Here is a 22,594-nt window from a genome sequence, read left to right on the forward strand (position 1 = left end):
AGCGGCGCCGGTGCGCGACTTTTTCAACGATGGGGACGGGGGTGGCAAAAGCCGAACGGCATGTCAGGCCTGTCTTGAACCTTTGACTGGAGATTCAAGAAAATGAACATCAAGAGCCTTCTTCTCGGCTCCGCTGCGGCACTGATCGCAGTTTCGGGCGCGCGCGCCGCCGACGCGGTGACCGTCGCCGAGCCGGAACCGGCCGAATACGTCAAGATCTGCGACGTCTATGGCGCCGGCTACTTCTACATCCCCGGCACCGAGACCTGCCTGCGCGTCGGCGGCTACATCCGCTATGACGCCGGCTTCGGCGATCCCGGCACCCTCGACGGCCGCAAGACGACCGACGTCATAGACCGCGATTCGCAGAACAGCTGGAATAAGAATGCCCGTTTCGCGCTGAGGACCTGGACCGGCCAGGAGACCGAGCTCGGCACGTTGAAGACCTATACCGAGACCCGCTTCAACTTCAAGAACGGTGCGTCGGCGGTGAACCTGGAATTCGGCTGGGTCCAGCTCGGCGGCCTGCGCGTCGGTGTGGATGAGACGCCTTACGACCAGTTCATCGGCTATGCCGGCAACGTGGTGCAGGACACGATCATCCCGTACGGCATCAAGGTCACCAACGTCGTCAGCTACTATTTCGACGCCGGCAGCGGCTTCTCGGGCGTGGTCTCGCTCGAAGAAGGTGCGGACGTCACCAGCGGCAGCACCGTGCTCATCGCCGGCACGATCGACAGCTATGTCCCACATGTCGTCGGCGGCCTGAAGTACAAGGGCGACTGGGGCGCGATCACCGGCGTCGTCGCCTATGACAGCAACTACGAGGAAGTGGCCGGCAAGGTTCGCCTGGACGTCAACGTCACCAAGGAACTGTCGCTGTTCGTCATGGGCGGCTACGGCACCGACGACAACTTCATCGACCATGCCAAAGGCCGCGGCTTCTACAAGCCCTGGGGCGGCAACTGGGCCGTCTGGGGCGGCGGCACGTACAAGTTCGATCCGAAGACCGCCTTCAACCTCCAGGTCTCGGCCGACGACGCCAAGAACTTCGCCGTCGCGGCAAACGTAGCCTACACGCTCGTTCCGGGCTTCACGGTCACGACCGAAGTCGACTACTACCATGACGGCAAGTTCGGCCAGGCCGACGACTTCAACTTCACCAAGGCCGACAAGGAAAACAGTTGGGGCGGTATCGTCCGTTTCCAGCGCAACTTCTGATCGAACGCAAAGATCGCAAAGTAAAGGCCCGCGGCATCGCCGCGGGCCTTTTTTGTTTTGACTCAAGCAATGAAACGGTCTCGTCAGTTCCCCGCCGTATAGGCGGCGATCGCCGCCATGTTCACGATGTCCGAGTCCTTGGCGTTGAGCGAGACGATCTGTACCGGCTTGTTTAGGCCGACCAGCAGCGGGCCGATGACGGTCGAGCCGCCGAGTTCCTGCAGCATCTTGGTCGAGATCGAGGCCGAGTGGAATGCCGGCATGATCAGCACATTGGCCGGGCCGGTCAGCCGGATGAACGGATATTGCGCCATGGCGCGCGGGTTCAGCGCCACGTCCGCTGCCATCTCGCCGTCATATTCGAAATCGACGCGGCGCTTGTCGAGGATGCGCACCGCCTCCTGCACGCGCTCGGAACGTTCGCCCTGCGGATGGCCGAAGGTGGAATAGGCAAGCATGGCGAGCCTCGGCTCGTAGCCCATGCGGCGGGCGAAGCCGGCCGCCTCCTCGGCGATGTCGGCGATCTGTTCGGCGTTCGGCATGTCGTGCACGGCGGTGTCGGCGACCAGCACCGTCCTGCCCCGCGCCAGCACGATCGACACGCCGATGACGCGGTGGCCGGGCTTGGCGTCGATGATGCGGCGCACGTCGTCGAGCGCGGTCGAATAGTTGCGGGTGACGCCGGTGACGATGCCGTCGGCATCGCCCAGCGCCACCATGCAGGCGGCGAAATGGTTGCGGTCGTTGTTGATCAGGCGCTGGCAGTCGCGAAACAGGAAACCCTTCCGCTGCATGCGCTCGTAGAGATAGTCGGTGTAGATGCCGTTGCGGCGCGACAGCCTGGCGTTGATGATCTCCAGGCCCGGCTTGTTCAGGTCGATGCCGGCATTGCGGGCATTGTCCTTGATGACGTCGTCGCGGCCGAGCAGGATCGCCGTGCCGAGCCTCTGGTTCACATAGGAGACGGCGGCGCGCATCACCTGCTCCTCCTCGCCCTCGGCGAAGACGATGCGCTTGGGCTGGCGGCGCACGCGGTCGTAGATGCGCTGCAAGGTCGAGGCGATAGGATCGCGGCGGGCGGACAGTTCCTGCGCGTAGCGGTCGAGATCGAGGATCGGCTTGCGGGCGACGCCGGATTCCATCGCCGCCTTCGCCACCGCCAGCGGGATCGCCGAGATCAGGCGCGGATCGAACGGCACCGGGATGATGTAGTTGGGGCCGAATTTCGGACGGTTGCCCTGATAGGCGGCGGCGACATCATCCGGCACGTCCTGGCGCGCCAGTTCGGCCAACGCCCGGGCCGCGGCGATCTTCATCTCGTCGTTGATGGTGGTGGCGCGCACATCGAGCGCTCCCCGGAAGATATAGGGAAAGCCCAGCACATTGTTGACCTGGTTCGGATAGTCCGAGCGGCCCGTTGCCATGATGGCGTCGGTGCGGATCTCGGCCACTTCCTCCGGCGTGATCTCCGGATCGGGATTGGCCATGGCGAAGATGATCGGGTTCTTGGCCATCGACTGCACCATGGCGGTGGTGAGCGCGCCCTTGGCGGACAGGCCGAGGAAGACGTCGGCGCCGTCCAGCGCCTCGGCCAGGCTGCGCGCCCCGGTCTTGACCGCATGCGCCGACTTCCACTGGTTCATGCCTTCGGTGCGGCCCTGGAAGACCACGCCCTTGGTGTCGCACAGGATGATGTTTCCCGGCGCAAAACCCATCGCCTTCATAAGTTCGATGCAGGCGATGCCGGCGGCGCCCGCGCCATTGCAGACCATCTTCGTGGTCTTCATGTCGCGGCCGGTGATCTCCAGCGCGTTGATCAGCCCGGCGGCCGAGATGATGGCCGTTCCGTGCTGGTCGTCATGGAAGACAGGGATGTCCATCAGCTCGCGCAGCCGCTGCTCGATGATGAAGCATTCCGGCGCCTTGATGTCCTCGAGATTGATGCCGCCGAAAGAGGGGCCGAGGAAGCGCACGCAGTTTATGAACTCGTCGGCATCCTCGGTCGCCACTTCAAGGTCGATGGAATCGACATCGGCGAAACGCTTGAACAGCACCGCTTTGCCTTCCATGACCGGCTTCGAGGCCAGCGCGCCGAGATTGCCGAGACCGAGAATGGCGGTGCCGTTCGAGATGACGGCGACCATATTGCCGCGCGTCGTATAATCGAAGGCGCGGCTCGGATCCTCGGCGATGGCGCGCACGGGAACGGCGACGCCAGGCGAATAGGCGAGGCTCAGATCGCGTTGCGTGGCCATCGGCTTGGTGGCGACGATCTCCAGCTTGCCGGGCCGTCCCATGGCGTGGAATTCCAGCGCCTCCTCTGGACTGACGGAGGGGCCGCTGCTTTCGGTTTTCCTGGCCATGATGCTTTTGATTTCCTCGCCTTCGCGCACCCTTGAGGCAGGTGCGTGTTTATGTGTCTTGGGATTAAGGCTACACGGCAGCGCTGTAAACGGCCAAGCGGTCAGGCGCGGTCCGGTTCGCCGACGAGCGCGGCAATTTCCCGCACGGTGGCCCAGCGCATCAAGCCCTCGGTGCCTGAGAACGGCCACGTCTCCAGCGGGGGAGCGCTGCTGCCCTTGCGCCGCAGAAGCGCCGACAGGAACGCGGTGAGTTCCTGCCGCTGGGCGCGAACCTTTTCCAGCGTCCTGCCGCGGATTTCCTCGCGCGGCATGGCGCGATCTCGAAGCCGCTCGACGGCGCGGCGAACGGCCGTCGGCTCCGGATCGACGATCAGGCAATAGTCCGGATCGAAATAGACGTCGCGCCCGCCGAGGCTCGGCGTGCTGACGATCGGCAATCCGGCCATCAGATACTCCATGCTGGAATACATTGCCCCTTCCACGGCGGACAGGCACAGCCCGACGGCGGCCTGGTTGTAGACCCGGTTGACCTCGGCGGAGGCCAGCCGGCCGGGCAGACCGTCCACGATCGGGTTGGCGATGCAATGGCGCGGCGATTGCGCCTGGAGGCGGCGAATGAAGGCGCGGGCGGCGGGTGGCGTCAATTCGCCGATCGAATAGGTGATGTGGACAAGCCGATCGATCTCGAAGGCAAGATAGTGGCGTTTCATCGGCGAGATGCGGCCATTGTAGACGGCGTCGAACTCGACCGGCACATCCGGCAGCGGCCGGAAAACATCTTCCGATATCATCAGATTGTGATTGGAGAACATGGCTTTGCCGCCGACCGCGGCGATGAGACGGCGCTCTTCCTCGTTGTTGCAGAGGAAAATCACCTCATGAAGACGAAAACGCGCCGCATACCAGGCAAGATCGCGGCCCATCTGGGCGATGACGGCAGGCCTCTCCATCGTCCACATCGGCATCAGCAGAAAGGTGGCGCGCCGCTCGGCAAGGCGCCGGCCGATGGCCGCCAGCGGATGCAGGGGACGGGGTCCGCCGACCGGGATATAGAGCACCAGCGGGTCGCGGCTGAATATATGAGCCGACATCTCGATGCCGCCGTCGAGATCGGACACGGGACCGCGCGCCGGCAGGATATAGGGAAAGCGCTTGCGCGCCGAAACCCTGAGCTTGTTCGCGGTTCGATGGGCGCGCCGCGTCGCCAGCAGCCAGAGGCGCTCGGCGGCCGAGCCGACCGGGCCGACCATCTCGTCGAACGTCTCCAGCTTGTCCCGATCCACGAGTCCCCCGCCGCCCTTTCCCCACGGGAAGCATAGAGTGCCAGGCCGGCCCGGCGCAACCAGGCGCGTCACAACAGGCCAGCGCCAGTCTTCCCCTGCTTTTCGCGGCACCGGCATTAAACCGGGCTGCCACTTCTGCTAGCGTTGCCGCATGAACATGCACATGCTCGCAGATACCGACGCCCAGGAGACGACGACGCCTGCGCCCGCCACGAGCGGCGTCACGCCGATGATGGAGCAATTCATCGAGATCAAGGCGGCGAACCCGGATTCGCTGCTGTTCTACCGCATGGGCGATTTCTACGAGCTGTTCTTCGACGACGCGGAGAAGGCGAGCCAGGCCCTGGGCATCGTTTTGACCAAGCGCGGCAAGCACCAGGGCCACGACATCCCGATGTGCGGCGTGCCGGTGCATGCGGCGGACGACTATCTGCAGAAGCTGATCGCGCAAGGTTTTCGCGTTGCCGTCTGCGAGCAGATCGAGGACCCCGCCGAAGCCAAGAAACGCGGCTCCAAATCGGTGGTGCGCCGCGACGTGGTGCGGCTGGTCACGCCCGGCACCATCACCGAGGACAAGCTGCTGGCACCCTCGGAATCGAGCTTCCTGATGGCGCTCGGCCGCGTCAAGGGGGGCGGCGCGGCCAGTCAGGCGAGTTTCGCACTGGCCTGGATCGACATTTCGACCGGCGCCTTCCGCGTCGCCGAGACGAGCGCCGAGCGACTGCTTGCCGACATCTTTCGCGTCGACCCGCGCGAGCTGATCGTCGCCGAGCCGGCTTTCCACGATCCGGAGCTCAGGCCGGTGTTCGACGTGCTGGGCCGGGTCGCCAGCCCGCAACCGCCTTCGCTGTTCGATTCGGCTTCGGCCACAAGCCGCATCGCGCGCTTCTTCGAGGTCGCGACGCCAGACAGTTTCGGCACGTTTTCGCGCGCCGAGCTGTCGGCGATCTCGGGCGCCATAGCCTATGTCGAAAAAACGCAGAAGGCCGAACGGCCGCCGCTGTCGCGACCCGAGCGCGAGGAGCAGGGCTCGACGCTGTTCATCGATCCGGCGACGCGCGCCAATCTGGAATTGCTGCGCACGCTGTCGGGCAGCCGCGACGGCTCGCTGTTCAAGGCGATCGACCGCACCGTGACCGGCGGCGGCGCGCGATTGCTGGCCGACCGGCTGATGGCGCCGCTGACCGATCCGGCGACGATCGCGGCGCGACTGGATTCGGTCTCCTTTTTCCGCTCCGAGACGCGGCTTTGCCAGGGTTTGCGGGCGAGCCTGAAAAGCGTCGCCGACATGCCGCGAGCGCTCTCCCGCCTGGCGCTCAACCGCGGCGGCCCGCGCGATCTCGGCGCCCTGCGCGCCGGCTTCGAGGCGGCTGGCGCGATCGCCGAATTGTTCGCGGCAGCCGCCCTGCCCGCCGAGCTCACCGCCGCGCTTGCCTCGATCCACGCCTTGCCCGAGGCGCTCGCCCGTCACCTCAGCGAAGCGCTCGACGACGAGCTGCCGCTGATCAAGCGCGACGGCGGCTTCGTGCGGTCGAGCTACAATGCCGAGCTCGACGAGATGCGGGCGTTGCGCGACGAATCGCGAAAAGTGATCGCCGGGCTGGAGCGGTCGCTGATCGAGGAGACCGGCATCCGCTCGCTGAAGATCCGGCACAACAATGTGCTCGGCTACTACATCGAGGTCACCGCCAACCATCACGCGATCATGACCGGCAGCGACGCCGCCAAGGCGCGCTTCATCCATCGCCAGACCATGGCCAACGCCATGCGCTTCACCACGACCGAACTGGCGGAGCTGGAATCGAAGATCGCCAATGCCGCCGACAAGGCGCTGAGCATCGAGCTCGCGACATTCGACCGGCTGACGGCCGAGGTGGTGAGCGAGGCTGACAAGATCCGCGCCGGCGCCGAGGCGCTGGCCGTGCTCGACGTGTCGGCGGCGCTGGCGCTGCTCTCCGAAAGCGAAGACTGGTGCAGGCCTACGGTCGATGCCAGCCTCGCCTTCGACATTGCCGGCGGGCGACATCCGGTGGTCGAACAGGCGCTCAGGCGCTCGGGCGAAGGCCCGTTTGTCGCCAATGATTGCGACCTCTCGCCCGACGGCGGCGCCAAGGCCGGCGCGATCTGGCTGCTTACCGGCCCCAATATGGGCGGCAAATCGACATTCCTCAGGCAGAATGCGCTGATCGCCATCCTCGCCCAGACCGGCTCCTTCGTGCCGGCGCAAAGCGCCCATATCGGCGTCGTCGACCGGCTGTTCTCGCGCGTCGGCGCCTCGGACGATCTGGCGCGGGGACGTTCGACCTTCATGGTCGAGATGGTCGAGACGGCGGCGATCCTCAACCAGGCGGGCGAGCGGGCGCTGGTCATCCTCGACGAGATCGGCCGCGGCACCGCGACCTTCGACGGGTTGTCGATCGCCTGGGCGGCGGTGGAATATCTGCATGAGAAGAACCGCTGCCGGGCGATCTTCGCCACGCATTTCCATGAGATGACGGCCCTGGCCGGCAAATTGCCCCGGCTTCACAACGTCACCATGCGGGTCAAGGAATGGGAAGGCGATGTCGTCTTCCTGCACGAGGTCGGCAAGGGCGCGGCCGACCGTTCCTACGGCGTGCAGGTGGCACGGCTGGCCGGCCTGCCGGAAGCGGTCGTCGCCCGCGCCAAGGAAGTGCTGCACCAACTCGAAGAGGGCGAAGTCTCGGGCAAGACAAATCGGCTCGTCGACGACCTGCCGCTGTTTTCTGTGGCGGTGAAGCGCGAAGCGCCGAAGCCGGTGAAGACCGATGCGCTCGACGACGCGCTCGGCGCCATCAATCCCGACGAGATGACGCCGCGCGAGGCGCTGGAGGCGCTCTACCGGCTGAAGGGGCTGGCGACAAAGCGATAGCACCTGTCCCGCTCGTCACTCTGGCCATTGACTCATTGTACCGATCGGTACAATGTCGGTTATCGACGATCGAAACCGACAGGAGATCTCATGAGCCGTCCGCCATTGCCGCCATTCACGGCCGAGACAGCGGCGCAAAAGGCGCGCCTTGCCGAGGATGCCTGGAACAGCCGCGATCCTGAGCGGGTCTCGCTCGCCTACACCGAGGACAGCATCTGGCGGAACCGGGCCGAGTTTGTCTCCGGCCGCGGCGAAATCGTCGATTTCCTCAAGCGCAAATGGTCGCGCGAGCTGGACTATCGCCTGATCAAGGAGGTCTGGACCTGGAACGAAAACCGCATCGCGGTGCGCTTCGCCTATGAATGGCGCGACGACAGCGGGCATTGGTTCCGCTCCTACGGCAACGAGAATTGGGAGTTCGACGAAGCCGGGCTGATGCGCCGGCGCGTGGCGAGCATCAACGATCTGCCGATCACCGAAAGCGAGCGGAAGTATCATTGGCCGCTCGGCCGCCGGCCGGACGACCATCCCGGCCTTTCGGAACTCGGGCTCTAGAGCATGATGCCGAAAAGTGTGAAGCGGTTTTCGGGCGACATCATGCTCTATCTCTTTGATGTAGAGCCGGATGATTGCAGGTCGATTCGACCTGCAATCATCCGGCTCTAGGGGGCGAATGGATGCGGCGCATCGCGCCAGACCGCGATCAGCTGCTGGGGGTCGTTGCGGAAGTTTTCCGCGAGCATGGCTACGAGGGCGCCAGCCTGTCCTTGATCGGCGAGGCGACAGGGCTCGGCAAAGGAAGCCTCTACCACTTCTTCCCCGGCGGCAAGGAGGAGATGGCGAGGGCTGTCATTGCCCATATCGACGGCTGGTTCGAGGACAATGTCTTCGCGCCGTTGCGCGACAGCACCGATCCGCTGGCAGGGATCGAACGGATGCTCGCGGCGACGGACAGCTATTTCCGCTCGGGACGGCGCGTTTGCCTGATCGGCGCCTTCGCGCTGGATGAATCGCGCGACCTGTTCGCCGACCAGATAAGAGACTATTTCGGCCGATGGGTCACGCATCTCGCCGATGCGCTGGCGCGATCCGGGCACCGACCGGGCGAGGCCAGCGAGTTGGCCGAGGAAGCCGTCGCCGCCATTCAGGGCGCGCTCACGCTGGCCCGCGCCGCCAATGACCTCGATGTGTTTTCAAGGGCATTGCGGCGACTGCGCACGCGGCTTGGGATTCCGGCCAAGGTCTAGGGCGGATCCTCCCAGGGATTTTGAAGGGTTGCCGTTTGCCCTGGTGCAAGATTTTCCGTTGATTTGCGTGAAATCAGCAAACGCCGGGGTTTGGTTGACACCGTCCCAGCCTCGTCATTCTATGGCGGAGCAAGGAGCGAAGCGACGCGGCGCAGACCATAGATCCATTCCGTGACGTGAGAGCGCCGCTCACGGTGCAGAACTTCTACTCCGCTGCATTCTTCGGCTGAGGTACCGGCATGGATTCTAGGGTCTTCGCGACGGAGCTTCGCTCCTGCCCCGCCCTAGAATGACGATCGCGATGGGCGTTTCGGCCAATCTCCAAGGTATGCCGTCTGCGAACGCAAACAGAGGTGACCGATCAAAACGCCTGTTCAAGGGAACTAGATCATTTCCAGCCCACGCTTACGCGTCGGCGGCGGGAAGGCGCGGTCGAGATCGGCGAAATCCTGCGGCGTCAGCTTGATGTCAAGCGCGGCGGCGTTCTGGCGCACGTGCTCCTGGCGACCGGCCTTCGGGATGGCGATGACGCCGTCCTGCATCATCACCCAAGCAAGCGCGATCTGCGCGGCGGTGGCGTTGTGGCGGGCAGCGACGATTTCCAGCCGGGTATTGCGAGCCAGCGCGCCCTGCTCGACCGGCGAATAGGCCATCAGCGGGATGCCGCGTTCCGCGCACCACGGGGCGAGGTCGAATTCGGGGCCGCGCCGCGACAGATTGTAGAGCACCTGATTGGTCTGGACGTCGCCGCCATGGTCAAAGCCGACCAGTTCCTCCATCTCGTCGGTGTCGAAATTGCTGACGCCCCAGTGGCGGATCTTGCCTTCCGTTTTCAGCGCCTCGAACGCCTCCACGGTTTCCGAAAGCGGCACGCTGCCCGGCCAATGCAGCAGATAGAGATCGATGCGGTCGGTGGCGAGCCGCTTCAGGCTGTTCTCGCAGGCGCGCTTCACGCCGGCGCGCGAGGCGTTGGAGGGCAGCACCTTGGAGACCAGGAAGGTCTCGTCGCGGCGCCCGACGATGGCCTCAGCCACCACTTCCTCGGCGCCGCCGCTGGCATACATCTCCGCCGTGTCGATCAGCGTGATACCGAGATCGAGCCCCATCTTCAACGCCGCCACCTCATCGGCGCGGCGCCGTCGATCCTCGCCCATTTTCCATGTGCCTTGGCCGAGCACCGGAACGGCTTCGCCGGACGGCAGCTTCAGGGTTCTGATCGACGAGCGGTTGATTGACGGGGGCATGGCTTTCTCCGCGTGAAGCCGGATCGCAGCACAGCCGTGGCCGGAAATCCAGACCGAAGGCTCGTGGCCGCCTGGATACCTGGCTGCCCGGATTTCCCGCAGCGGCTACTTCGCCGGATGCTTGGCGAGCCAGTCCTGCATCTCCTTGATCTCGGCTTCCTGCGCCGTGACGACGCCTTCGGCGAGCTTGCGGATTTCCGGATCCTTGCCGTTGGCGATCACGACCTTGGCCATGTCGATGGCGCCCTGATGATGCGGGATCATGCCGCGGACGAAATCGACATCGGCATTGCCGGTGTATTTGATCATCATGTCCTTGTGCATCTTCTTCATCGCGGCCTCGTAGCCGCCGGTGGCCGGGCTCTGGGCACCCATCGCCATCTTGGACATGTCATGCTTCATCTCTTCCGACGAAGCCGGCACGCTTTCGAGGAAGACGGCAAGCAGCATTCCTGCGGCCATCAGCAGCAGCACGATTTTCTTGGCCAAGGTCATTCAGGTCTCCTTCTGTTGGATAGCGTATCTGGGGGCTTTGCTCACAGTTTCAATGTTCTCAGCCGCAAGGCATTGGCAATGACCGACACCGATGACAGGCTCATCGCCGCCGCCGCGAGCATCGGCGACAGCAGCATGCCGGTGAGCGGGTAAAGGACGCCGGCCGCCACCGGCACGCCAAGCACGTTGTAGAGGAAGGCGAAAAACAGGTTCTGGCGGATATTGCCGATCGTCGCCTGAGCCAGCGTACGTGCCCTCACAATGCCGTTGAGGTCGCCCTTGACCAGCGTGATGCCGGCGCTTTCGACCGCGACATCGGCGCCGGTGCCCATGGCGATACCGACATCGGCACTGGCCAGCGCCGGCGCGTCGTTGACGCCGTCGCCGGCCATGGCGACGGCGGCACCCTTGGCACGCAATTCCTCGACCAGCGCGCCCTTCTCGTCCGGCAGCAGCCCGGCGCGGACCTCGTCGATGCCGAGCCTGCCGGCGATCGCTTTTGCCGTGCGCTCGTTGTCGCCAGTGGCCATGATGATGCGCAGGCCCTTGTCATGCAGGGCCTTGATCGCTTCGGCCGTCGTTACCTTAACGGGGTCGGCGACAGCGACGATGCCGGCGAACCTGCCGGCGACGGCCACGAACATGGCCGTCTTGCCTTCGGCCTGCATCGCTTCGGCATTGGCCGCCGGCGTTTCGACGCCGAGATCCGCCATCATCGCCGCATTGCCGAGCGCGACCTTCCTGCCCGAAACCGTGCCCGAAACGCCCTTGCCGGTGATGGCTTGGAAATCGACCGCGTCGGCCAGCTTCAGACCGCGCGCGGCGGCGCCCTCGACGATCGCCTCGGCCAGCGGATGCTCGGAGCCCTTTTCGAGCGCGGCGGCGAGGCCCAGCAGCTCGTTCTCGTCGATGCCGTCGGCCGCGACGACATCGGTAAGCCGCGGCTTGCCCTCGGTCAGCGTGCCGGTCTTGTCGACGATCAGCGTATCGACCGAGGCAAAACGCTCCAACGCCGCCGCTTCCTTGATCAGCACGCCGGCATGCGCGCCGCGCCCGGTCGCGGTCATGATCGACATCGGTGTCGCAAGGCCGAGCGCGCAGGGACAGGCGATGATCAGCACCGACACCGCCGAGACGATGGCGAAGATCAAGCTCGGTTCGGGACCGAGGATCGCCCAAGCGATGAAGGCAAGGGTCGCCACCAGCACGACGGCCGGGACGAAATAGAAGGACACGCGGTCGGCGAGACCCTGGATCGGCGCGCGCGAGCGCTGCGCCTTGGCGACCAGCTCGACGATGCGCGATAGCGTGGTCTCGGCGCCGACCTTCTCGGCGCGCATGACCAGCGAACCGTTCTTGTTCAGCGTGCCGCCGGTGAGCGTGTCGCCTTCCGTTTTTTCGACCGGTAGCGGTTCGCCCGTGATCATGGATTCGTCGATAGCCGAGCGTCCCTCCAGCACCGTGCCGTCGACCGGCACGGCGTCGCCGGGGCGGATGCGCAGCTTATCTCCGGTCTTGACGCTGTCGAGCGGCACATCCGTCTCGGAGCCGTCGGCGCCGATCAGCCGCGCGGTCTTCGGCGCGAGGTCGAGCAGCGCGCGGATGGCCGAGCCGGTACGCTCGCGGGCCCTGAGTTCCAGCACCTGGCCGATAAAGACCAGCGCGACGATCACGGCGGCGGCCTCGAAATAGACCGGCACGGCGCCGTCATGGCCGCGGAACTGATGCGGGAAGACATCCGGGAACAGCGTAGCGACCAGGCTGAAGAGATAGGCAGCACCGACGCCCAGCGAAATCAGCGTCCACATATTGGGGCTGCGGTTGAGGATCGATTCCCAACCGCGATGGAAGAACGGAAACGCCGCCCACAGCACCACCGGGCTCGCCAGCGCCAGCTCGACCCAGGTCTTGGCGCGGCCGTCGACGAGGTTTTCGAAGCTGAGGCCCAGCATCGGTGCCATGGCGATGGTCAGGAGGGGCACCGAGAGTGCCGCGCTGACCCAGAACCGGCGCGTGAAATCGAGGAGCTCGGGATTCGGGCCTTCCTCGCCGGTCGGCACGCCCATCGGCTCCAGCGCCATGCCGCAGATCGGGCAGGAGCCGGGCTTGTCGCGGACGATCTCGGGATGCATCGGGCAGGTGTACTGCGTGCCCTTCGACATCGGCTGAGGCTCGGGCCGGCCGGCGAGGTATTTTGCCGGCTCGGCTTCGAATTTGCCCTTGCAGCTGGCGGAGCAGAAATAGAAGCCCTGGCCTTCGTGGCGAACGAAGTGCTTCGCGCTCGCGCGGTCGACATTCATGCCGCAGACCGGGTCGGTGGCGGAAAGATATGCTTCCGGCTCGGCCTGGAATTTCGTGCGGCAGCGCTCGCTGCAGAAATGAAATGTCCGGCCGCCCTGCTCGGCCGTCGGCTTGCCGGCCGCCGGATCGACCGTCATGCCGCAGACAGGATCGCGAACCACCGCTTCGGCGCCAGGCGCGGCATCCTTCGCGGAGCAGCAGCCGCCATGCGCATGATGGTGGTGATGGTCGGAATGGGTCATGGGCAGGCCTCTGAATCTCGAACTGAGGCGGAGGTAGTGCTTCCAGTAACTGGAAGGTCAAGGGCCGGTTTGGATTTTTCCGGCTATCGCCATCCGGCTTCGCGTGGCGTCCATCGCACGCTGCTGGAAACGCGCCGCCCGCCCCATACACAGCGCCGCGAAAACAGGCTATAGACGCCGCCGAATGGCAAAGATCTCCCTGAAACTCGACGAAATCATCGATGGCGATGCCTTGCGCCGCGACTTGACCGCGCTGACGGCGGCGAGCGCCGGCGACGGTTCAGGACCGGCTGTTCGCACGGCCGTCCTCCAGCTGCTCAAGGCCAGGATGGCGGAAGGGCGAAAGATCGCCGAAGCCATGCTCAAGCAGGATGGCGGCGGCAATGCCTGCGCCGAGCGGCTCTCGCATCTGATGGATGAGCTGATCCGGGCGCTCTATGATTTCGCCGCTACCCATGTCTACCGGGTCAAGAACCGGTCCGCGGCCGAGCGCATGGCGGTCGTTGCCGTCGGCGGCTACGGCCGCGGCACGCTGGCGCCGGGCTCCGACATAGACCTGCTTTTCCTGCTGCCCTACAAGCAGACCCCATGGGGCGAACAGATCGTCGAATACATGCTCTACATGCTGTGGGACATGGGGCTGAAGGTCGGCCACGCCACCCGCAACATCGACGAGTGCCTCAGGCTCTCGCGCAGCGACATCACCATCCGCACCTCGATCCTCGAGGCGCGCTTCCTGTGGGGCGAACACAAGCTCTATGACGAGCTGCTCACGCGCTTCGATCACGAAGTGGTGCGCACCACCGGGCCGGAATATGTGCAGGCCAAGCTTGCCGAGCGCGACGAGCGCCACGCCAAGGCCGGCGAAAGCCGCTACCTGGTCGAACCCAATGTCAAGGACGGCAAGGGCGGCCTGCGCGACCTGCAGACGCTGTTTTGGATCGGCAAATATTTCTATCGCGTGCGCACCGGCGAGGAGCTGGTCGAGAAGGGCGTCTTCACCGAGGCCGAATATCGCGAATTCCAGAAGGCCGAGGATTTCCTGTGGGCGGTGCGCTGCCACATGCATTTCCTCACCGGCAAGGCGGAGGAGCGGCTGCATTTCGACATCCAGCGCGAGATCGCCGAGCGTCTGGGCTATACGACGCATCCCGGCCTGTCGGCGGTCGAGCGCTTCATGAAGCACTATTTCCTCGTCGCCAAGGATGTCGGTGACCTCACCCGCATCTTCTGCGCGGCGCTCGAGGAAGAGCAGGCCAAGCACGTGCCGGGCTTCAACCGCATCTTCCTCACCTTCTCGCGGCGCAAGCGCAAGCTTGCCGGCACCTCCGACTTCATCGTCGACAACCACCGCATCAACATCGCCGACGACAGCGTGTTCGAGCGCGATCCGGTCAACCTGCTCAGGCTGTTCTGGTTTGCCGACAAGCACGGGCTGGAGTTCCACCCCGACGCGCTGAAGCTGCTCACCCGCTCGCTCGGGCTCGTCAACAAGTCGCTCCGGCGCGACGAGGAAGCCAACCGGCTGTTCCTCGACATACTGACGTCGGACCGCAATGCCGAGCTCAATCTCAGGCGCATGAACGAGGCCGGGCTGCTCGGCAGGCTGATCCCGGACTTCGGCAAGATCGTCGCCATGATGCAGTTCTCGATGTACCACCACTATACGGTGGACGAGCATCTGATCCGCTGCATCGGCGTGCTGGCCGAGATCGAGCGCGGCGACGGCGCGAAGGTGCATCCGCTGTCGCATACGCTGATGCCGGGACTGAAGAAGAGCCGCGAGGCGCTCTATGTCGCCGTGCTTTTGCACGACATCGCCAAGGGCCGGCCGGAGGACCATTCGGAAGCCGGGGCCAGGATCGCGCGGCGCATCTGTCCGCATATGGGATTGTCGGCGGCCGACACCGAGACCGTCGCCTGGCTGGTCGAGAACCATCTCGTGATGTCGATGACGGCGCAGACGCGCGACCTCAACGACCGCAAGACGATCGAGGATTTCGCCTCCATCGTGCAGTCGGTCGAGCGGCTGAAGTTGCTTTTGATCCTCACCGTCTGCGACATCAGGGGCGTCGGGCCGGGCGTGTGGAATGGTTGGAAAGGCCAGCTGCTTCGCACACTCTATTTCGAGACGGAGCTGCTTTTGACCGGCGGCTTTTCCGAGGTGTCGCGCGCCGAGCGCACGACGGCGGCGCGCGAGCGGCTGGCCGAGGCGCTGGCGGCATGGCCGGCGAAGGAGCGCAAACGCTACGTCGCCCTGCACTACGAGAACTATCTGCTCACCGTCGATCTGCCCGACCAGTTGCGACACGCCGAGTTCGTCCGCGAGGCGGATGCGGCAGGCAAGAAGCTCGCCACCATGGTCAAGACGCATGAGTTCGAAGCGGTGACCGAGATCACCGTGCTGGCGCCGGACCATCCGCGCCTGCTTTCGATCATCGCCGGGGCATGCGCCGCGGCCGGCGGCAACATCGTCGACGCGCAGATCTTCACCACCTCGGACGGGCGGGCGCTGGACTCGATCCTGATCTCGAGGGAATTCGACCTCGACGAGGACGAGCGCCGGCGCGCCGAGCGGGTCGGCCGGCTGATCGAGGACGTGCTGTCCGGCAAGAGCTGGCTGCCCGAGATGATCGAGAAGCGCACCAAGCCGAAGCGCGGCGCCAAGGCTTTCAGGATTCCGCCCCGCGCCGAGATCCGAAACACGCTGTCGAACCGCTTTTCGGTGGTCGAGGTCGAGGGGCTGGACCGGCCGGGCCTGCTGTCCGAGATCACCGGGACGCTGTCGGACCTGTCGCTCGACATCGCCTCGGCGCATATCACCACCTTCGGCGAGAAGGTCATCGACACGTTTTACGTCACCGACCTGACCGGACTGAAGATCGACAGCCCGACGCGCACCGCCACCATCCACAAGCGGCTGATCGATACGCTCGAAGGCAATTCGTCCGAACGTAACGGCAAGGCCAAGGCAGCGGCCGAGTGACCATCCATTTGACGCAATTTTTCTGGCAGTCGTCCCCAGCATGAGCCTAGTCAAGAAATTCGCCACCGTCGCTTCCGGCACGCTGATGAGCCGGGCGCTGGGTTTCGGCCGTGAGATGCTGATGGCGGCGGCACTCGGCACCGGGCCGGTCGCCGACGCCTTCAACGCCGCCTTCCAGTTCCCCAACACCTTCCGCCGGCTGTTTGCCGAGGGCGCCTTCAACGCCGCTTTCGTGCCGCTGTTCGCCAAGGAGATCGAGCAGCATGGCACCGAAGGCGCCAAGCGCTTTTCGGAGGAAGTGTTCGGTGTGCTGTTTTCGGCGCTTTTGGCACTGACAATCGCGATGGAACTGGCGATGCCGCTGATCGTGCGCTACCTGGTGGCGCCGGGCTTTGCCGACATTCCAGGCAAGTTCGAGACGACCGTCCGGCTTGCGACGATCATGTTCCCGTACCTGATCTGCATGTCGCTCGGCGCCATGATGGCCGGCATGCTGAACTCGCTGCGCCGCTATTTCGCGGCGGCGATCGCGCCCGCCTTCCTCAACATCATCCTGATCGGCGTGCTCGCCTATGCCTGGTATCACGGGCTGGACGCGCGTGATGTCGGCTTCGGCTTGTCCTGGGGCGTGCTGGCGGCGGGCATCGTGCAGCTTGCCATCGTCTGGATAGCGGTGCGCAATGCCGGCATCTCGATCGGCTTCCGCTGGCCGAAGATGACGCCCAACGTCAAGAGGTTGCTGATCCTGGCGCTGCCGGCGGCGATCACCGGCGGCATCACCCAGATCAACCAGCTGATCGGCACGGCGATCGCCTCGGCGCAGAACAGCGCGGTGTCGTCGCTCGCCTATGCCGATCGCATCTACCAGCTCCCGCTCGGCGTCGTCGGCGTGGCCGTCGCCATCGTGCTGTTGCCGGAACTGTCGCGGGCGCTGAAATCGGGCAATCTGATCGAGGCCGCCAATCTGCAGAACCGCTCGGTCGAGTTCACCTTGTTCATGACCTTGCCGGCGGCAGCCGCGCTCTGGGTGATGTCGGAACCGATCGTGCGGCTGGTCTATGAGCGCGGCGCCTTCGCCGCCAACCACTCGACGCCGATCGTCGCCTCGATCCTGGCGATCTTCGGCCTCGGCCTGCCCGCCTTCGTTTTGATCAAGGCGTTCACGCCCGGCTATTTCGCGCGCGAGGACACCCGGACGCCGATGATTTTTGCCGCCATCTCGGTCGGCGTGAATGTCGCCACTGCATTGACCCTGTTCCCGTCGATGGGCGCGCCTGGCATCGCGGTGGCCTCGGCCGTTGCCGGCTGGGTCAACGCGCTGATGCTGCTCGGCATGCTGATCAGGCGCGGCCATTGGGGCCGCGACGTGCCGCTCTTGAGACGCATTCCCCGGCTGGTGCTCTCGGCCGTAATCATGGCCGTGGCGCTTTACTTCGCGGAGCGCCACTTTGCCACACAGATTGGGCCTGGCTCGCCGCTCGTGGTGAAGGCGACGACGGTGCTTGGCCTGGTCGCCGGGGGCGCCGCGCTCTACTTCATCGCCGCCTTCGGCACCGGCGGCGCCGATTTCGGCATGGTCCGGCGCAATGTGAAACGTCGTTCACCCAAAGCGCCACCACCCGTCAGGGAACGGTCTCCAGATCCGTGAGCCGGAATTCATTGGCCGTGGAAAGCATCGGAACGGCGTAGTATCGCGCGCAAGCGTAGTGGAAGCAGTCCGCCATGTTTAGGCGGACAGCATTGTTGCGAAACCGCGAAGCGGCCTCGATGGACAGGGATGTTGCCTCGGGTGCAGGCGGAAGCTCGCGCAAGGCAATGGCCCGCTCTTCTAGAAAGCGATCTACAATCTCCGCGCTTCTTGCGACCGGAATCGCCAGCTTTTCTGGTCGCGCGAGCGCCATCGCGGCCTCCCAAACGGCTATCGCCGACGTGAACGGTGCCGATGCCTCCATGACGGCCTGCGCGCATCGCTCGGCTTCCGTCTCGTTGCTCAGGATCGCGACGATGGCTGCTGCGTCGACAAACATCAGTCGTCGCCGGAAAGTTCATCATAAACGGACTGCGGCAACGGTTTGCGCGCTTGTTCGCTAAGCTTGATTCCAAACTCGGCTCGCAGTCGCGCCGCCGTTTCCAGTGGCGTCTCGCGATTGCGCCGCCGCTCCAGGGCCTCGCGCATGGCAATCACGATTGCCTCGGTGATGCCTACCCCTTCAGCTTTGGCGAAAGCGCGCGTCAGCCTGTCGGCTTCCTTGTTGTTGATGTTGATAGTCATCGCTACATTCCTTTATGTAGTTAGAAAGATGTAGCTTATGCGTGGCAATGTCAACGTACCGATGAGCCATGCCAGCTCGGTCCGCGCCTCTTGATCGCGCGGCCGGCTTCGTCCATAAGCGCGCCGTCGCAAGACTTTCGCCGCGCGCGGTTTCCAGCCGTGTGATTGGCTCCAAAACATCTGCAACTTTTTGGAATCACGCTTATACGGCCCTCCACAAGCCATGAGGAATTCATGTCCGCCTTCAAGCCACTCGTCTTTTCGGGCGTCCAGCCGACCGGCAACCTGCATCTCGGCAACTATCTCGGCGCCATCAAGAAATTCGTCGCTCTCCAGGAACAGTCCGACTGCATCTACTGCGTCGTCGACCTGCATTCGCTGACGGCGCAGCTGGTGCATCAGGACCTGGGCGACCAGACGCGATCGATCACCGCGGCGTTCCTGGCCTCCGGCATAGACCCGAAGAAGCACATCGTCTTCAACCAGTCGCGGGTCATGCAGCACGCCGAGCTTGCCTGGATCTTCAACTGCGTGGCGCGCATCGGCTGGATGTACCGGATGACGCAGTTCAAGGACAAGGCCGGCAAGGACCGCGAGAACGCCTCGCTCGGCCTGCTCGCCTATCCGAGCCTGATGGCTGCCGACATCCTGCTCTATCGCGCCACCCATGTGCCGGTGGGCGAGGACCAGAAGCAGCATCTGGAGCTCACCCGCGACATCGCGCAGAAATTCAACAACGACTTCTCCGAGAAGATCGCCGCGCTCGGCGTCGGCGTCGAAATGCAGGTCGGCGAAGAGACGGTGAACGGTTACTTCCCGATCACCGAGCCGGTGATCGGTGGTCCGGCGGCGCGCATCATGAGCCTGCGCGACGGCTCGAAGAAGATGTCGAAGTCGGATCCGTCGGACCTCTCGCGCATCAATTTGACCGACGATGCCGACACCATCTCGAAGAAGATCCGCAAGGCCAAGACCGACCCGGAGGCCTTGCCGAGCGAGATCGAGGGGCTGGAAAGCCGGCCCGAGGCCGAAAACCTCGTCGGCATCTATGCCGGTCTCGCCGAGATCTCGAAGGAAGACGTGCTGAAGGAATATGGCGGTCAGCAATTCTCCGTGTTCAAGCCGGCTCTGGCCGACCTTGCCGTGGAGAAGCTGGCGCCGATCGCTTCCGAGATGCGCCGCATCGAGGGCGACCGCGCCTATGTCGACGCCGTGCTCAAGGACGGCGGCGGCCGCGCCCGCGCCATCGCCGAGGGCACGATGAAGACGGTGCGTGACATTATCGGCCTGTTGCAGGACTGACCGACGAGTTGGTCCCATAGGACCATTGCCGCGCCAGCCGGCGGCTTGCCGCCGGTCGGCCGCGGTGGCAGATTGCGGCCGAACCATACCGAGCAGATAGACATGGTCTCCAAACGCCTCAGCCGCGAAGCCGGCCATCGCAGGAAATTCCTGACGATCATCGACGATACGCCGGAATGCGAGCGCGCAGTCGCCTATGCCTCGAAGCGGGCGCAAAGCACCAGCGGCGTGCTGGTGCTGCTCTATGTCATCGTGCCGGACGATTTTCAGCATTGGCTGGGGGTCGAGAAGATCATGCGCGAGGAAGCGAATGCGACGGCGCGCGCGGCGCTCGACGGCTATGCGAACAAGGTGCGGCAGAAGCTCGGCATCGAACCGGAGCTGGTCGTGCGCGAAGGCAAGCCCACGGAAGAAATCCACAAGCTGATCGAGGAAGACCAGGACATCGCCATCCTGGTGCTGGCAGCCGGCGCCGGCAAGGAAGGCCCTGGACCGCTGGTCAGCGCGGTTGCCGGCAGGGGAGCGGCCTTCCCCATTCCAGTCACGGTGGTGCCGCAGAATCTGTCCGACGAAGAGATCGACAGCTTAGCTTAAGCCACCTCAATCCCAGGCCTCCGCCGACCTGATCACTACAACCACTTCAAAAGCCGTGACGGACCCGGTAAAAACATTCCGCCAGCCAGCTGTTCGGGCGACGCGTTTCGCTTGAATGTCCAGCCGATAGAGCCTATTTAGAATTATTCCAAACTATCGGCCCGGGAAGGGCCTGGAGATACCCATGTTCATCCAGACCGAATCGACGCCGAACCCGGCGACGCTGAAATTCCTGCCGGGCAAGGAAGTGCTGGGCGAAGGCACAGCCGATTTCCGCAACGCCGAAACCGCGGCGGAGGCCTCGCCGCTGGCCGGCCGTCTGTTCGAGATCCCGGGCGTCACCGGCGTCTTCTTCGGCTATGATTTCATCACCGTGACCAAGGACGGTCCGGACTGGCAGCATCTGAAGCCGGCGATCCTCGGCGCCATCATGGAGCATTTCATGTCCGGTGCGCCGGTCATGGCCACGACCGCTCCGGCGAGCCAAGCCGGCGAGACCGGCGAGTTCTACGACAAGGCCGACGAAGAGTTGGTGCTGACCATCAAGGAACTGCTCGACACGCGCGTGCGCCCGGCCGTTGCCCAGGACGGCGGCGACATCACCTTCCGCGGCTTCGAGAACGGCACCGTGTTCCTGCACATGAAGGGCGCCTGCGCCGGCTGCCCGTCGTCGACGGCAACGCTGAAGCACGGCATCCAGAACCTGCTTCGCCACTTTGTTCCGGAAGTCCAGCAGGTCGAGCAGGTCGCCTGAGAATCCACTTCGCCGGCCGCGCAGTGCGGCGAAGCGAAATCCGATCCAAGACGCAAAAACAAAAAACCGGGCCCCAACAGCCCGGTTTTCTGTTTTTGGACGTCTTGTTGTTGCCTAGACGGTCCGCTTGCGAAAGCTTTTGGCCGCGGCCTTCGTGATCACATCACGATGACCTTGGCGCCGACCGACGTGCGGTCGTAGAGGTCGATAATGTCCTGGTTCATCAGCCGGATGCAGCCCGACGACATCGCCTTGCCGATCGAGAACCATTCCGGGCTGCCATGCAGGCGGTAGCCCATGTCGCCGCCCTTGTTGAAAAGATACATGGCGCGCGCGCCGAGCGGGTTCTTCAGGCCCGGCTCCATGCCGCCGGCGAATTTGGCGAGCTCGGGCTGGCGCTTGATCATCTGCGAGGGCGGCGTCCAGGTCGGCCATTCGCGCTTCAGCGCGATATGAGCGGTGCCGTGCCATTCAAAACCCTCGCGGCCGACGCCGATGCCGTAGCGCATCGCCATGCCGTCGCCTTCGATGAAATAGAGGAACTTGTTCTGCGTATCGACGATGATGGTGCCCGGCTTCTCCGGCGAGTCGTACCGCACTTCCTGGCGGTGGTACCTGGCGGGGACCTTCTCGATCGGGATGCGCGGCAGCTGATAGCCGGCATCGGTCATCGCGCCATAGTTGTTGGTGAACATTTGCCCACCGATGGTGCTGCACCCGCTGATCGCGGTCGACAGCGCAAGAGCGGCAAGGATTGCAAATGACTTCAAGCGCATGAAAAGGTCCGATGCCCCGCCTGGATGCCAGCGGCACGAGTCGGCCGCTTTGTTGTCATCATTCATGCTGGCATTTCTTTTGCTTGCCAAGCGCGCACTGCCTATATGCAAGATCTTGCACGCGGGTAAGTGCCGAACTGCGGCATTTCCGCAACAGGCCTCACAGGATTGTGAAACAAAATCAATGAGGCGGCTCATAGAGCCGCCTGGGTTCGAGGAGAGCGCCATGAATGTCGGTGATGCCGCCGAGCGTTCCGGCCTGCCGGCCAAGACCATCCGCTATTATGAGGAGATCGGCCTGATCCGTCCGGCGCGGGCCGAGAATGGCTATCGCGATTACTCCGGCGACGATATCCACCGGCTGGCCTTCCTGCGCCGTGCGCGCAATCTCGGCTTCTCAATCGACGATTGCAGGCAGCTGATGGCGCTCTATCAGGACCGCGGCCGCGCCAGCCACGACGTGCGCGAGATCGCCGCCGCCCATGTCAGGGCGATCGAGGAGAAGCTGCGCGAATTGCAGTCGATGCGCTCGACGCTGCAGACACTGATCCACGCCTGCCATGGCGATGACCGGCCGGACTGCCCGATCCTGGATGACATGGCGGGAGCAGCCTGAGGTCCGAG

18 protein-coding genes are annotated in these 22,594 nt (G+C 64.4%); 10 read left to right on the top strand and 8 right to left on the bottom strand.

What is annotated here, in order from left to right:
• Positions 1 to 102: 102 nt before the first annotated feature.
• The gene (locus tag FJ430_RS00885; RefSeq protein WP_140702520.1) at positions 103 to 1,221 is read left to right on the top strand and encodes a porin; all 1,119 of its coding nucleotides are present in this window, start codon (positions 103 to 105) and stop codon (positions 1,219 to 1,221) included.
• Positions 1,222 to 1,304: 83 nt separating this feature from the next.
• On the opposite strand, the gene FJ430_RS00890 is transcribed toward FJ430_RS00885, so the two are convergent.
• On the bottom strand, positions 1,305 to 3,584 hold the full coding sequence (locus FJ430_RS00890) for an NADP-dependent malic enzyme (protein ID WP_140702518.1): 2,280 nt from the start codon (positions 3,582 to 3,584) through the stop codon (positions 1,305 to 1,307).
• Positions 3,585 to 3,685: 101 nt separating this feature from the next.
• The gene (locus FJ430_RS00895) at positions 3,686 to 4,867 is read right to left on the bottom strand and encodes a glycosyltransferase (RefSeq protein WP_140702516.1); all 1,182 of its coding nucleotides are present in this window, start codon (positions 4,865 to 4,867) and stop codon (positions 3,686 to 3,688) included.
• A 163-nt stretch (positions 4,868 to 5,030) separates the two neighbouring features.
• Here FJ430_RS00895 and mutS point away from each other — a divergent pair, with 163 nt between their 5' ends.
• The 3 genes from mutS (at position 5,031) to FJ430_RS00910 (ending at position 9,004) form a co-directional block, all read left to right on the top strand.
• The gene (gene mutS, locus FJ430_RS00900) at positions 5,031 to 7,757 is read left to right on the top strand and encodes a DNA mismatch repair protein MutS (protein WP_413467820.1); all 2,727 of its coding nucleotides are present in this window, start codon (positions 5,031 to 5,033) and stop codon (positions 7,755 to 7,757) included.
• Between the two features lie 90 nt (positions 7,758 to 7,847).
• Positions 7,848 to 8,312 carry a DUF1348 family protein gene (locus tag FJ430_RS00905; RefSeq protein WP_140702512.1) on the top strand — a complete coding sequence of 155 codons (465 nt, stop codon included), beginning with the start codon at positions 7,848 to 7,850 and terminating at the stop codon, positions 8,310 to 8,312.
• A gap of 122 nt (positions 8,313 to 8,434) precedes the next feature.
• Positions 8,435 to 9,004 (top strand): TetR/AcrR family transcriptional regulator, encoded by a 570-nt coding sequence (locus tag FJ430_RS00910; RefSeq protein WP_140647339.1) that lies wholly within the window; start codon positions 8,435 to 8,437, stop codon positions 9,002 to 9,004.
• A 383-nt stretch (positions 9,005 to 9,387) separates the two neighbouring features.
• Here FJ430_RS00910 and FJ430_RS00915 read toward each other — a convergent pair whose 3' ends face one another.
• From FJ430_RS00915 to FJ430_RS00925, 3 genes are all read right to left on the bottom strand, one after another.
• On the bottom strand, positions 9,388 to 10,248 hold the full coding sequence (locus FJ430_RS00915; protein ID WP_140702510.1) for an aldo/keto reductase: 861 nt from the start codon (positions 10,246 to 10,248) through the stop codon (positions 9,388 to 9,390).
• Positions 10,249 to 10,353: 105 nt separating this feature from the next.
• Complete coding sequence (locus FJ430_RS00920) at positions 10,354 to 10,743, bottom strand: DUF305 domain-containing protein (protein ID WP_140702508.1); 390 nt, start codon at positions 10,741 to 10,743, stop codon at positions 10,354 to 10,356.
• Positions 10,744 to 10,784: 41 nt separating this feature from the next.
• Complete coding sequence (locus tag FJ430_RS00925; RefSeq protein WP_140702506.1) at positions 10,785 to 13,286, bottom strand: heavy metal translocating P-type ATPase; 2,502 nt, start codon at positions 13,284 to 13,286, stop codon at positions 10,785 to 10,787.
• Positions 13,287 to 13,470: 184 nt separating this feature from the next.
• Between FJ430_RS00925 and FJ430_RS00930 the strand changes: the two genes are divergently transcribed.
• Both FJ430_RS00930 and murJ read left to right on the top strand, forming a co-directional pair.
• Positions 13,471 to 16,272: a [protein-PII] uridylyltransferase gene (locus tag FJ430_RS00930; RefSeq protein ID WP_140702504.1), complete on the top strand. Its 2,802-nt coding sequence runs from the start codon at positions 13,471 to 13,473 to the stop codon at positions 16,270 to 16,272.
• A 40-nt stretch (positions 16,273 to 16,312) separates the two neighbouring features.
• Positions 16,313 to 17,920, top strand: a complete 1,608-nt coding sequence (gene murJ, locus FJ430_RS00935; protein WP_140702502.1) for a murein biosynthesis integral membrane protein MurJ — start codon at positions 16,313 to 16,315, stop codon at positions 17,918 to 17,920.
• Here murJ and FJ430_RS00940 read toward each other — a convergent pair.
• Both FJ430_RS00940 and FJ430_RS00945 read right to left on the bottom strand, forming a co-directional pair.
• Entirely contained in the window at positions 17,895 to 18,299 is a 405-nt protein-coding gene (locus FJ430_RS00940) for a type II toxin-antitoxin system VapC family toxin (protein ID WP_140647345.1), read from the bottom strand. The two genes, murJ and FJ430_RS00940, sit on opposite strands and share 26 nt — an antisense overlap.
• Positions 18,299 to 18,544 carry a type II toxin-antitoxin system VapB family antitoxin gene (locus FJ430_RS00945; RefSeq protein ID WP_095766111.1) on the bottom strand — a complete coding sequence of 82 codons (246 nt, stop codon included), beginning with the start codon at positions 18,542 to 18,544 and terminating at the stop codon, positions 18,299 to 18,301. The genes FJ430_RS00940 and FJ430_RS00945 overlap by 1 nt, the downstream gene beginning before the upstream one ends.
• Positions 18,545 to 18,778: 234 nt before the next feature.
• Here FJ430_RS00945 and trpS point away from each other — a divergent pair, with 234 nt between their 5' ends.
• From trpS to FJ430_RS00960, 3 genes are all read left to right on the top strand, one after another.
• Positions 18,779 to 19,846, top strand: a complete 1,068-nt coding sequence (gene trpS / locus FJ430_RS00950; protein WP_140702500.1) for a tryptophan--tRNA ligase — start codon at positions 18,779 to 18,781, stop codon at positions 19,844 to 19,846.
• 102 nt (positions 19,847 to 19,948) lie between these two features.
• Positions 19,949 to 20,440 carry a universal stress protein gene (locus tag FJ430_RS00955; RefSeq protein WP_140647347.1) on the top strand — a complete coding sequence of 164 codons (492 nt, stop codon included), beginning with the start codon at positions 19,949 to 19,951 and terminating at the stop codon, positions 20,438 to 20,440.
• Between the two features lie 184 nt (positions 20,441 to 20,624).
• Positions 20,625 to 21,194: a NifU family protein gene (locus FJ430_RS00960; RefSeq protein ID WP_140702498.1), complete on the top strand. Its 570-nt coding sequence runs from the start codon at positions 20,625 to 20,627 to the stop codon at positions 21,192 to 21,194.
• Between the two features lie 158 nt (positions 21,195 to 21,352).
• Here FJ430_RS00960 and FJ430_RS00965 read toward each other — a convergent pair whose 3' ends face one another.
• Positions 21,353 to 21,970, bottom strand: coding sequence for a L,D-transpeptidase (locus FJ430_RS00965; protein ID WP_140650338.1), 618 nt, complete (start codon positions 21,968 to 21,970; stop codon positions 21,353 to 21,355).
• Positions 21,971 to 22,196: 226 nt separating this feature from the next.
• Here FJ430_RS00965 and cueR point away from each other — a divergent pair, with 226 nt between their 5' ends.
• The gene (gene cueR / locus FJ430_RS00970) at positions 22,197 to 22,586 is read left to right on the top strand and encodes a Cu(I)-responsive transcriptional regulator (RefSeq protein ID WP_140650341.1); all 390 of its coding nucleotides are present in this window, start codon (positions 22,197 to 22,199) and stop codon (positions 22,584 to 22,586) included.
• Positions 22,587 to 22,594 lie beyond the last annotated feature (8 nt).

It is taken from the genome of Mesorhizobium sp. B2-8-5, assembly GCF_006440675.2.
GTDB lineage: Bacteria > Pseudomonadota > Alphaproteobacteria > Rhizobiales > Rhizobiaceae > Mesorhizobium.

What these genes read in the sequence shown, in the direction of transcription:
- FJ430_RS00890 (WP_140702518.1), bottom strand. Translation starts at nt 3,584, where the DNA reads ATGGCCAGGAAAACCGAAAGCAGCGGCCCCTCCGTCAGTCCAGAGGAG.
- FJ430_RS00885 (WP_140702520.1), top strand. Translation starts at nt 103, where the DNA reads ATGAACATCAAGAGCCTTCTTCTCGGCTCCGCTGCGGCACTGATCGCA.
- FJ430_RS00955 (WP_140647347.1), top strand. Translation starts at nt 19,949, where the DNA reads ATGGTCTCCAAACGCCTCAGCCGCGAAGCCGGCCATCGCAGGAAATTC.
- FJ430_RS00930 (WP_140702504.1), top strand. Translation starts at nt 13,471, where the DNA reads ATGGCAAAGATCTCCCTGAAACTCGACGAAATCATCGATGGCGATGCC.
- FJ430_RS00915 (WP_140702510.1), bottom strand. Translation starts at nt 10,248, where the DNA reads ATGCCCCCGTCAATCAACCGCTCGTCGATCAGAACCCTGAAGCTGCCG.
- FJ430_RS00940 (WP_140647345.1), bottom strand. Translation starts at nt 18,299, where the DNA reads ATGTTTGTCGACGCAGCAGCCATCGTCGCGATCCTGAGCAACGAGACG.
- cueR (WP_140650341.1), top strand. Translation starts at nt 22,197, where the DNA reads ATGAATGTCGGTGATGCCGCCGAGCGTTCCGGCCTGCCGGCCAAGACC.
- FJ430_RS00965 (WP_140650338.1), bottom strand. Translation starts at nt 21,970, where the DNA reads ATGCGCTTGAAGTCATTTGCAATCCTTGCCGCTCTTGCGCTGTCGACC.
- murJ (WP_140702502.1), top strand. Translation starts at nt 16,313, where the DNA reads ATGAGCCTAGTCAAGAAATTCGCCACCGTCGCTTCCGGCACGCTGATG.
- FJ430_RS00960 (WP_140702498.1), top strand. Translation starts at nt 20,625, where the DNA reads ATGTTCATCCAGACCGAATCGACGCCGAACCCGGCGACGCTGAAATTC.
- trpS (WP_140702500.1), top strand. Translation starts at nt 18,779, where the DNA reads ATGTCCGCCTTCAAGCCACTCGTCTTTTCGGGCGTCCAGCCGACCGGC.
- FJ430_RS00905 (WP_140702512.1), top strand. Translation starts at nt 7,848, where the DNA reads ATGAGCCGTCCGCCATTGCCGCCATTCACGGCCGAGACAGCGGCGCAA.
- FJ430_RS00945 (WP_095766111.1), bottom strand. Translation starts at nt 18,544, where the DNA reads ATGACTATCAACATCAACAACAAGGAAGCCGACAGGCTGACGCGCGCT.
- mutS (WP_413467820.1), top strand. Translation starts at nt 5,031, where the DNA reads ATGCTCGCAGATACCGACGCCCAGGAGACGACGACGCCTGCGCCCGCC.
- FJ430_RS00925 (WP_140702506.1), bottom strand. Translation starts at nt 13,286, where the DNA reads ATGACCCATTCCGACCATCACCACCATCATGCGCATGGCGGCTGCTGC.
- FJ430_RS00910 (WP_140647339.1), top strand. Translation starts at nt 8,435, where the DNA reads ATGCGGCGCATCGCGCCAGACCGCGATCAGCTGCTGGGGGTCGTTGCG.
- FJ430_RS00920 (WP_140702508.1), bottom strand. Translation starts at nt 10,743, where the DNA reads ATGACCTTGGCCAAGAAAATCGTGCTGCTGCTGATGGCCGCAGGAATG.